At 29.9% G+C, this 11268-nt stretch carries 9 protein-coding genes; 3 read left to right on the forward strand and 6 right to left on the reverse strand.

Annotation, left to right across the window (positions count from 1 at the left end):
• Positions 1-190 precede the first annotated feature (190 nt).
• The 3 genes from B2W91_RS05545 to B2W91_RS05555 all read left to right on the forward strand — a co-directional run bounded on the left by B2W91_RS05545 (position 191) and on the right by B2W91_RS05555 (position 3448).
• Positions 191-1528: a M28 family metallopeptidase gene (locus tag B2W91_RS05545; RefSeq protein WP_291579300.1), complete on the forward strand. Its 1338-nt coding sequence runs from the start codon at positions 191-193 to the stop codon at positions 1526-1528.
• Positions 1529-1748: 220 nt separating this feature from the next.
• Positions 1749-2213, forward strand: a complete 465-nt coding sequence (locus B2W91_RS05550) for a hypothetical protein (protein WP_291579301.1) — start codon at positions 1749-1751, stop codon at positions 2211-2213.
• A gap of 80 nt (positions 2214-2293) precedes the next feature.
• Positions 2294-3448 (forward strand): ribose-phosphate pyrophosphokinase, encoded by a 1155-nt coding sequence (locus B2W91_RS05555; RefSeq protein WP_291579302.1) that lies wholly within the window; start codon positions 2294-2296, stop codon positions 3446-3448.
• A gap of 153 nt (positions 3449-3601) precedes the next feature.
• Here the strand turns inward: B2W91_RS05555 and hisS are convergent, their stop codons facing one another.
• The 6 genes from hisS to B2W91_RS05580 form a co-directional block, all read right to left on the reverse strand.
• The gene (gene hisS / locus B2W91_RS05560) at positions 3602-4918 is read right to left on the reverse strand and encodes a histidine--tRNA ligase (RefSeq protein WP_291579303.1); all 1317 of its coding nucleotides are present in this window, start codon (positions 4916-4918) and stop codon (positions 3602-3604) included.
• A 537-nt stretch (positions 4919-5455) separates the two neighbouring features.
• Positions 5456-6560, reverse strand: a protein-coding gene (gene prfB / locus B2W91_RS05565; RefSeq protein ID WP_291579304.1) for a peptide chain release factor 2 whose coding sequence is annotated in 2 segments (ribosomal slippage) — positions 5456-6481 and positions 6483-6560 — 1104 coding nt in all. Because the reading frame shifts where the segments join, the coding sequence is not laid out codon by codon here.
• A 2-nt stretch (positions 6561-6562) separates the two neighbouring features.
• Positions 6563-6793, reverse strand: a complete 231-nt coding sequence (locus B2W91_RS21015) for an SEC-C metal-binding domain-containing protein (RefSeq protein ID WP_414633109.1) — start codon at positions 6791-6793, stop codon at positions 6563-6565.
• The gene (gene secA / locus B2W91_RS05570) at positions 6778-9066 is read right to left on the reverse strand and encodes a preprotein translocase subunit SecA (RefSeq protein WP_414633110.1); all 2289 of its coding nucleotides are present in this window, start codon (positions 9064-9066) and stop codon (positions 6778-6780) included. The genes B2W91_RS21015 and secA overlap by 16 nt, the downstream gene beginning before the upstream one ends.
• A 317-nt stretch (positions 9067-9383) precedes the next feature.
• On the reverse strand, positions 9384-9914 hold the full coding sequence (gene hpf, locus B2W91_RS05575) for a ribosome hibernation-promoting factor, HPF/YfiA family (protein WP_291579305.1): 531 nt from the start codon (positions 9912-9914) through the stop codon (positions 9384-9386).
• Between the two features lie 453 nt (positions 9915-10367).
• A partial coding sequence (locus B2W91_RS05580; protein WP_414633111.1) for a BclA C-terminal domain-containing protein occupies positions 10368-11268 on the reverse strand: 901 nt, incomplete at its 5' end.

The raw sequence follows: 11268 nt of genomic DNA on the forward strand, positions 1-11268 counted from the left end.
TTCCCAGAAGAACTAGCAATTATATTGCTAGTTAAAAAAATCTATTAAAGAAATTATTTTACTAAAAAATAATTTCATCCTTAATTGTGAATTGTGAACTGTGCATTGTGAATTATCTATACACTTCCTATCATACCTTATTATACACATACATATTATTAATAAGAAATATTTTTATTAGGAGAGTGTTATGAAAAAATTTATTACACGCTATCTACTTTGTGTTTCTCTCGTTTTGTCTTCCTTAAGTTTCCAAAATCATTTTAACATATATAACTTTAATACTTCAAATGTTAAAGAAACTATAGCATATCTATCTCATGATGATTTAAAAGGAAGATTGGCAGGAACTCTAGAGAATCAAATAACTGAAAAATTTATCAAAGATAAATTTATAAAAAATAATTTAATTCCTTTTGATGATTCTTTTTTACAATCTTTTAACATCAAATATCCTAAAGTATTAGATGGTGATCCCTCATTATTAGTAATGGATGATGATAATAAAATAATTGAAAGGTTTGACTATGGAATAGAGTATAAAGAAGATTTTATTAACTTTAAAGTAAATGAAGCAACTTTTGATAAAAGCCATATCAAAAGCAATAATAGTGACGCCTTAGTTATTAAAACTGATAATGCTTCAATAGTGTTTTATGCTACAGATACTGATGACTTAAACTTTAGAAGCTCCTTTATGATTTATTCACCTTTTGATTTATATATAAAAATGAAAATGGAAGAATTAAAAAAATTAAATAATTTTTTAAATATGGGTAATTCTATATATGTATATATACCTTATGAAATTTCTGAAGCTACTGTAAATAATGTTATGGGATATATAAAGGGCACTGATAGTAAAAAAAGCCCCATTATTTTATCTTGTCACTTTGATCATGTAGGACAAGATATCTTAGGTAATGTTTATAATGGTGCATTAGATAATGCTTCTGGTACTGCTTTTCTTTTAGAAATGACAAATTATATTCAAAAACTAGGGAAAGCTGATAGAGATATTTTATTTGTAGCCTTTAATGCAGAAGAATTTGGCTGCATTGGCTCAAATGAATTTTTAAATAAATATAAAAATAAAATTTCAGAAAGTAAACTTTATAACTTTGATATGATAGGAAGCCTTAAAGGCGTTCCCCTTTGCATTATGGGTGGAGATAAAGATACTAAGGAAACTGCATTAATAAAAGATTTAGCTAAAATCTTTGAAGAAGAAAAAATATACTTTAATTATCTCTTTGAAAACGCTAGTGACCATGAAGGTTTTAGAAGAAACAATATAGAAGCAGTAACATTATCAGATTATGATTTATCTAGGATCCATACTCTTGAAGATAAAGTTGAATATATAGATGAAGATGCAATAAAAAGGTGCTTTAACGTAATATCTCAGGAATTAATTAACAATTATTATAAGTATAATCCTTTAGTTTATTATAATAAACAGGTATTTACAGCCTCCATATTAGGTGTACTTTTATTTTCTTATCTTTCTAGAAAACATGAAAGTTGAATAACAAATTATATAACTTACTAGCAATAAAATTGCTAGTTTTTTTTATAAGAATATATGCAATGAGTTATAAGTAATTATAGACTTCTTAATTTTATAGGTTTACTAATGTTTTAAAGGATAAATATGACTTATAAAGAATAGATAAATATAGTACTAATACTTTTAATTGTTCAGTTATACTTTACCTGAAAATTATAAAGTTATGGGAGGTTGAACTATGATTTCAAAGATATTCTGTTTTTTATTGATTTTATTAGCAATTTTGGCACTAATAAGCATACTTAAAGAAATAAAAAATATACAGAATAAAACTAAGATTTATATTATAGAAACTATACTAGATATACTTTCAGTCTTATCTTTATTGATAGGCTCTTTATTATATATTATCGTAGATAAATTTTCCTTTAATCACACATCCTATATTGTATCTATTATAGTAATACTATCTTATTTAATTAAGCTATCTATAGAATTATTGTGTAAAAAAAATAATTCTAAACATCATATATTACAAAGCATTTTAAATATGCTATTAGGAATATTATTTATTTTTGATAGAGGATTGCATATTTATTACAATAAATGCAATTCTCATTTAGGTACTATAATGTTTTTCTTGCTTATAGCTAAGCTCTATATTTATTTAATCTTTGGAGGAGATGAAATAAATGATGAGTAATTGCAAATTATAATATTTTAAAGATCATATTTTTACTTTTTAAATATCAGATTAGAAATTGATACAAAGGAGATGATATTATGAATATAAACTCACCAATTTCTATTCCTCATGGGCAGTTAGGAATTATAGCCTTAGAAAGTAGCGGTGAATTAGGTAATAGAATTGATAGTTATTTAATAGAAAAAAGAAAAAATGACTTATACGATAATTTTAATGATAGTGATACCTGTAGAAAATCTTATCTTATTCCTACTAACGAAATTCGTTTCTCTAATGGTGAAGGTAAAGTCACATTAGAAGATACTGTACGAGGTAAAGATATATATATATTATGCGATGTTGGAAATTATAGTTGCACCTACGAAATGTTTGGATTTAAAAATCATAAAAGTCCAGATGATCATTTTCAAGATATAAAGAGAGTTTTATCTGCAATAGGCGGTAAAGCAAGAAGAATCACTGTTATAATGCCACTGCTATATGCTGGAAGACAACATAGACGAAAAGTTAGAGAGTCATTGGATTGTGCTATTGCCCTGCAAGAGCTAGAAAGACTAGGTGTTAGCGATATAATTACCTTTGACGTACATGACCCCAATGTTCAAAATGCCGTACCACTAATATCTTTTGATAATCTTTATCCTACATATGAGATTCTTAAAACCTTTATAAAAGAAGAAAAAGACTTATTTATAGATAAAAGTAAAATGCTTGTAATAAGCCCTGACACAGGTGCAATGGATAGGGCTATTTATTACTCTAGTGTACTTGGCCTTGATATTGGCCTTTTCTATAAAAGGCGAGATCATTCAAAAGTAGTTAGTGGTAAAAATCCAATTGTTCAACATGAATATATAGGTAGAAATATAGACGGACATAATATATTAATTGTTGATGATATGATTTCTTCTGGGGAATCTATATTTGATTTAGTAACAGAACTTAAAAAGCATAAAGCTGAAAAAATATATGTATCAACAACCTTTTCGCTATTTACTGAGGGTATTGATAAATTTAATGAGTTTTATGAAAAAGGATTAATAAACAAAGTATACTCAACGAATCTGACCTATATTCCTCAAAACGTTAAAGATTCTAAATGGTTTAAAGAGGTTGATATATCTCAATTTATAGCAAATATAATAGATAATTTAAACTATGATAAATCAATTAGTCCATTATTAGATGCAACAAAAAATGTTAAGGCTCTTTTAAATAGCACGAAATCATAATATCAACGAAAATCCTCATTTAAGAAATTGGAGATCCTATTTCTTAAATGGGGATTTTTATAATCAAATTTAAAATAAATAGTGCAAAAGAAAATAATAGATTATCATTTTCTTTTGCACTCCACATATGAATTTAAAATTACTGTTGCTTATCTAATTCTTAATCTTTTCTATTATTTCATCAAGAGTTAGTTTATATTGATTTCCAGTACTCATATCTTTTAAAGTTAATATGCCGCTTTTTGCTTCATCACTTCCAATTAGAATTACATTTGATATACCTAGCTTATTTCCGTAATTTAGTTTTTTCCCCATTTTTCCTTCTTCAAAATACACTTCAGAAATAATTCCACTTTCTCTTAGTTTACTAGCAACATTAATAGAATAGTCCAAAGAATCATCTACCGGAATTACTAAAACTTCTGTTAATGTGGAAACACCTTTACTTTCTATAATTCCAGCTTCTTTTAGTTGATAAAAAAGTCTTGTAAGTCCAATAGATATTCCGACTCCCGGAAGTTTCTCTTTAGTATAATATTCAGCTAAATTATCATAACGGCCACCAGAGCATACAGAACCTATTTGTGGATACTCATCTAGCATAGTCTCAAAAACAGTACCTGTATAGTAGTCTAATCCTCTAGTAATTTTTAAATCTATAATAAAATTTTTATCTGGTACTCCAAAGCATCTCATATAGTGAATTACTTTTGAAAGCTCTTCTACTCCTTCAATATAAGAGTCATTTGAGATTTCTAATTCCTTTAGAGAATTTAATATTTCATCATTTGTTCCTTTAATATTAATAAACTCTACAATTCTCCTAATATTGTCAGCAGAAACATCTATTTTTTCTAATTCACTTTCTACTGCCTCTGTGCCAATCTTATCTATTTTGTCAACAATTCTTAAAGCTTCTACTTTATTTAAAACTTCAAAATGCTCAAAAACACCATTCATTATTTTTCTATTATTTATGTGTATTTTAAACTCTTTTAATCCTATTTCATTAAATATAGAAAAAATTATACTTGGAATTTCTGCATCATTTATAATATTTAATTTTCCATTACCAATAATATCAATATCACATTGATAGAACTCTCTAAATCGTCCCTTTTGATTTCTTTCTCCTCTATATACCTTTCCTATTTGGTATCTACGGAATGGAAAAGTTAAATCTGACATATGCTCAGCTACATATCTTGCTAATGGAACTGTTAAATCAAACCTTAAAGATAAATCATTGCTTCCTTTATTAAATCTATAGACTTGCTTCTCTGTTTCGCCTCCCCCTTTAGCTAATAAAACCTCCGATTTTTCAATCACTGGCGTATCTACAGGTATAAATCCATATCTTTCATAAACCTTTTGTATTTTCTCAAGTATTTTATTAAACAATATTTGATCTTGTGGCAATAGTTCCATAAATCCTGGCAATATAGATGGTTTTACAATTTCTTTACTCATTATTTTCCCTCCAATAAATTATAAATTTTAATAATAAAAAAACCCTATAGGTGCTGTACCTATAGAGCTGATAACTTAACATGTATCTTATCATCACCATAGTTACAACCTCTTAGTAACACTAATAGACTTGCATCTATGGCTAATTTTTTCCATAAATCAAGTCTTAATAATGACGATGATGAATTGTGTAATTTATTGACTGATATTTTAAAATCACAACTATTCCTCCTGAATCAAAATTTAGAATATTTTAACACATTTTTTTCATGTATGCAAGGTTAAAATGAATTGAGAATTGACTATGGACAATTGACAATTAAGGATGAAATTATTTTTAGGCAAAATAATTTCTTTAAATAAATCTTTTAACTAGAAACTTTAGGTTGCTAGTTATGTGGCGAACTCTGTTCGCCGCTACAATATCAATTCAAAATTTCTCAGTTTCCGCTGAGAAATATCTACAATTGTGAATTGTGCATTGTGAACTGTGAATTAAAAATAAACCCCCTAGTTATAATTCTAGAGGTTCTATTTTTATTTATTTTGCTTTAAATATCCAGTTATAAACTCATCAAGTTCTCCATCCATAACAGCATTTATATTTGCAGTTTCTACACCTGTTCTATGGTCTTTTACTAGATTATATGGATGAAATACATATGAGCGTATTTGACTACCAAAACTGTTATCTTTAACTTCACCAGTTAAATCTTCTATTTTATCTTTATGCGCTCTTTCTTTTAAATCGATAAGTTTTGCTTTAAGCATTTTCATGGCATACTCTTTATTAGTATGCTGACTTCTTTCGTTTTGACATTGAACTATTATACCTGTTGGTATATGCATGATTCTTATAGCTGATTCTGTTTTATTAACATGCTGTCCTCCAGCCCCACCAGATCTATAAGTATCAATTTTCAAATCCTCTGACCTTATTTCAATGTCTTGGCTCTCAGTAAGTTCAGGTAAAACTTCGCATCCCGCAAAAGAAGTTTGGCGTTTACCATTAGAATTATATGGAGATATTCTAACAAGTCTATGAACACCTTTTTCAGCTTTTAAATATCCATAGGCATATTCTCCACTTATCTTTAAAGTAACACCTTTAATTCCTGCCTCATCTGCTGGTATATAATCTAATATCTCAACTTTAAAGCCTTGCTTTTCACAATATCTTGTATACATTCTGTAGAGCATTTCCGTCCAGTCTTGAGCATCATTACCGCCTACGCCAGTATGAAGTGCTACAATAGCGTTATTTCTATCATACTCACCAGATAGTAGTATTTCTATTTTAAACTTATCAATAGTATCACTTAATTCCTTAAGCTCTTTTTTAATTTCTTTATAAGAACTTTCATCCTCTTCCTCTATACTAAGCTGTATTAAAATTTCTAAATCTTCAACTCTTTCGCTTACAGAATTAAATCTTTCTATTTTATCACTAATACTCTTAGCATCTTGAGTTATCTCCTGAGCCTTATTTACGTCATCCCAAAAGTTTTGTTCCTGCATCTTCATCTCTAATTCATGGAGACTTTTTTTAAGAGATGCAAGGTCAAAGAGAAACCCTCACTTCCGCTAAATTTTCTTTAAGATTAACTACTTCATTTAATGCTTCTTCTAATTGTAGTATCAATATTATTCGCCTCTTCCACAACAGTTTTTATATTTGTGTCCTGAACCACATGGACAAAGATCGTTTCTATTTGGTTTTTCTTTCTTTTTCAAAGGCACTTTTGTTAGCGAATTATCTTCGTTAGTTGAAGTTTCTTTAGCTACTCTTTCTCTTTCTGGTGCCCTTTCTATTCTCACATGGAATAAATATTTAACCGTTTCAACTTTAATATTGTCGATCATTTCATCAAACATATCACTACCTTCCATTTGATATGCNNAGATGGATCTTGCTGTTTATACGCTCTTAAACCAATACCTTGTTTTAAGTGATCCATATCATCTATATGATCCATCCATCTAGAGTCAACAACTTTAAGAAGTATAACTCTTTCTATTTCTCTCATTTGTTCTTCACCAAATACTTCTTCCTTATAATCATACATTTCTTTAGCAACTTTTAAGAAACTTTCTTTAAGTTCATCATTTGACATTTTCTCAAGCTCTTCAAAAGTATATGTTCCCTTTTCCATAAATAGCTCTTCCATGTAGTTTATAAGGTTTTTAAGTTCCCCATCAAAGGTTTCCTCAACACCACTAATATGAGAATTAACTGCTGATTCTATAACATCTTCTATCATACCCTGAATTTGATCTTTTAAATCTTCTCCAGTAAGCACTTTCTCCCTTTGACTATAGATAATTTCTCTTTGTTTATTCATAACGTCATCATACTTAACAACATTCTTTCTAACATCAAAGTTATTACCTTCAACTTTCTTTTGCGCACCTTCTATAGCATTACTTACCATCTTGCTCTCTATAGCGTCATCTTCTGTTAACCCTAGTTTTTCAATAACTCCTGCTATTCTTTCAGAACCGAAAATTCTCATTAAATCATCTTCCAATGATATGTAGAATCTTGATTCACCTGGGTCTCCTTGACGACCTGAACGTCCTCTAAGCTGATTATCTATACGTCTAGATTCGTGTCTTTCCGTACCGATTATTTTTAGTCCTCCAAGGTCTACAACCTGTTCTCCAAGCTTTATGTCAGTACCACGTCCAGCCATGTTAGTAGCTATTGTTACCATAGATTTTTGTCCAGCTTGAGCAACTATCTCCGCTTCTTTTTCATGGTATTTAGCATTTAACACCTGGTGCGGTATTCCTTTCTTTTTTAACATCACAGATAATATCTCTGACTTCTCTATACTTACAGTACCAACAAGTACTGGCTGGCCTTTTTTATAAGTTTCAGCTATTTCATTAACTATAGCATTATATTTTCCTTGTACAGTTTTATATATAGTATCTGGCTGATCTTTTCTTACAACAGGTTTATGAGTTGGTATAAGAATAACGTCTAATCCATAAATTTCTCTAAATTCACTTTCTTCTGTTTGCGCTGTACCTGTCATACCTGCTAACTTTTTATACATTCTAAAATAATTTTGGAATGTAATTGTTGCAAGAGTTTTAGACTCTTTTTCTACTTTAACATTTTCTTTTGCTTCTATTGCCTGGTGAAGACCATCACTATATCTTCTACCTTCCATTAACCTTCCAGTAAATTCATCAACTATTATAACTTCACCGTCTTTAACGATATAGTCTTTTTCATTTTTCATCATATAGTTAGCTTTTAATGCTTGAACTACGTGATGTTGAATATTCATATTTTCTGGATCTGCATAGTTTTCAACATGGAAATATTTTTCAGCTCTTTCAACACCTTCATCTGTCAATATAACAGAGTTAGCTTTTTCATCTATTGTATAATCTGATTCTTCTTTTAATGATTTTACAAAAAAATCTGCAACTCTATAAAATTCTGTAGATTTTTCTCCTTCACCAGATATAATAAGAGGAGTTCTAGCTTCATCTATTAATATAGAGTCAACCTCGTCAACTATAACATAATTAAGCTCTCTTTGAACCTTTTCTTCCTTATATACAACCATGTTATCTCTTAAGTAATCAAATCCAAATTCATTATTTGTTCCATAAGTTATATCTGCACCATATTGCTCTTGTTTTTCAACTTGACTTTGTCCATGAATAATAACTCCAACTGTAAGCCCTAAAAATTCATGAACTCTTCCCATTTCATCTCTATCTCTTTTTGCAAGATAGTCATTAACTGTAATTATATGAACGCCCCTACCTGTTAAGGCATTTAAGTATGATGGAAGAGTTGCCACTAAAGTTTTTCCTTCTCCAGTTTTCATCTCTGCAATTCTTCCTTGGTGTAGTATAATTCCACCAATTAACTGAACGTCATAATGTCTTAGGCCAAGAACTCTTTTAGATGCTTCTCTTACCACTGCTCCTGCTTCAGGTAATATATCATCTAAAGTTTCACCATTGTTAAGTCTATTTTTAAACTCTTCTGTTTTTGCTCTCAATTGTTCATCACTTAGGTTTTCTATATCTGCCTCTAATTCGTTTATTTTTTTAACTATAGGCATAATACGTTTTATTTCTCTTTCACTATATGTTCCAAAAATCTTTTCAAAAAGTTTCATGACCGTCATCCTCACTCTTCATCTAAACTTTGATCTATGTATAACTAGTTCTAGCAACTACTAATATTATAACATATAAAATTATAGCCAAAATAAGCTAATAATAATATGTAGTAAATTCATCTTTATGTTTAATAGTAAATAAATATGCACTTTAAAATTATAGCATTTATTTATCTTTCCTTCAACTTTCTATGTTACATTATTCAAAATTATTAAAAAAATAATATAAATTTAATTTAATATTTTTAAAAAGAATTGGAACAAAATTAAATTAAAGCTGGTAGATAATCTACCAGCTTTTTATATATTACGTATTAAAATTGTTGTTCTATTAAACCATAATTTCCATCTTTTCTTTTATATAATACATTAACTTGAGATGTTTCTCCATCCTTATATACAAAGAAATCATGTCCTAAAAGCTCCATTTGAAGAATTGCTTCTTCAGTAGACATTGGTTTTATTGCAAATCTTTTAGTTTTAACTATTCTAGGTTCAGCATTGCCATCGTCATAAACATAATCAGCTATATTATGAAATCTTAATGAATCACCCTGATTTTTTCTTTGCAATTTTGTTTTTTGCTTTCTTATTTGTCTTTCAATTTTATCTAAAACTAAATCTATTGCTGCATACATATCCTCATTTTTCTCTTCAGCTCTCAATGTTACACCATTAAATGGTATTGTAACTTCTATTTTATGTTTATTTCTTTCAACACTTAAGGTTGTATTGGCCACAACATCCTCCGCAAAGTACTTGCTTAACTTTGAGATTTTCTTGTCTACCACTTCTCTTAATGCCTCTGTTAATTCGATGTTTTTACCTATTGATCTCACTTTCATAATTACAACCCCTTTCTAGAGTTTGTAGCACTCATGTTTCATATTTAGTTTGTATCAATATTGTAATACTTATACTGATTACTTTCAATTTAATTTTTCTGAATTTTTTGAAACATAAAGCCAATAACCCTCTACATGTCTTTTACTCTCTTTCACATTATATTTTTCTATAGACTTTTACAAATGCAGTTTTTTTATAATTATGATATAATAATTATATGCGTGGGTATGAGAAAATATGGCGTAAAATACCATAAACTCTTATTATTTCTCAATGTTATTATACTCTTTTTAAACATTATAATTTATGTTGAAATTTTTTAATTATTAATATGTAAAAACCATTTAATAAAAAATAATTCTAATTAGATTTAAAATAAAAAACTATTATTTTTTTAAAAATAGCTCTTTGTAAGTTCAAAGAGCTATTTTAAATTTATATAAAATATTATATTATCTTAATTGCTTAACTGTTAATGAAACTGATATAGTTGATAACAATGATAATGTCACTGAAATAAGAGAATTATTAACTATTGTTATTTGATCTCCTGCGACTAATGTTAAAATTCCCTGTCCACTAACTTCTCCTGCCGCTACTAAAACGCTATAATTCATATTAGTTTGAATTGTACCATTTACAGCAATTGCAAACGCTGCATTAACACCTACAGTTGTAGCAACTATGAATTCAATTTCATAATCACCAGCATTATTCACCGTCACCTGTGCACTTCCTGGTGTATGAGTTAATCCTACAACTACACCATTATTAGTTAATGGTAAACTTGCTCCTCCTAGAAATACTCCTAGTCCAAGAGCTGTGCCTGGCGAATAAAAATATCCATAACTGCTTAGTCCAGCTCCAGTTGGGCCTGTTGGACCAGTTGCCCCTGTTGCTCCTGTTGGACCAGTTGGGCCGATTGGACCGGTTGGACCGATTGCTCCTGTTGGGCCGATTGCTCCGGTTGGACCGGTTGGGCCGGTTGGGCCAGTTGGACCTGTTGGGCCTTGTATACCTTGAATTCCCTGTACACCAGTTGCTCCAGTTGGACCGGTTGGCCCTGTCGCTCCTGTATCACCTGTTACTCCCTGTATTCCTTGGATTCCCTGTACACCAGTTGCTCCAGTTGCTCCGGTTGCTCCGGTTGGGCCGGTTGGGCCTTGTATACCTTGAATTCCCTGTACGCCAGTTGCTCCAATTGGACCGGTTGGGCCGGTTGGGCCTTGTATACCTTGAATTCCCTGTACGCCAGTTGCTCCAGTTGGACCGGTTGGGCCTGTTGGGCCTTGTATACCTTGAATTCCCTGTACGCCAGTTGCTCCAGTTGAACCGGTTGGGCCGGTTGGGCCT

The organism is Clostridium sp. UBA6640 (assembly GCF_002455975.1).
Lineage (GTDB): Bacteria > Bacillota > Clostridia > Clostridiales > Clostridiaceae > Clostridium_J.

Coding starts and splice junctions, on each gene's coding strand:
- B2W91_RS05550 (WP_291579301.1), top strand. CDS start 1,749: ATGATTTCAAAGATATTCTGTTTTTTATTGATTTTATTAGCAATTTTG.
- B2W91_RS05555 (WP_291579302.1), top strand. CDS start 2,294: ATGAATATAAACTCACCAATTTCTATTCCTCATGGGCAGTTAGGAATT.
- hisS (WP_291579303.1), bottom strand. CDS start 4,918: ATGAGTAAAGAAATTGTAAAACCATCTATATTGCCAGGATTTATGGAA.
- B2W91_RS05545 (WP_291579300.1), top strand. CDS start 191: ATGAAAAAATTTATTACACGCTATCTACTTTGTGTTTCTCTCGTTTTG.
- B2W91_RS21015 (WP_414633109.1), bottom strand. CDS start 6,793: ATGTTTGATGAAATGATCGACAATATTAAAGTTGAAACGGTTAAATAT.
- hpf (WP_291579305.1), bottom strand. CDS start 9,914: ATGAAAGTGAGATCAATAGGTAAAAACATCGAATTAACAGAGGCATTA.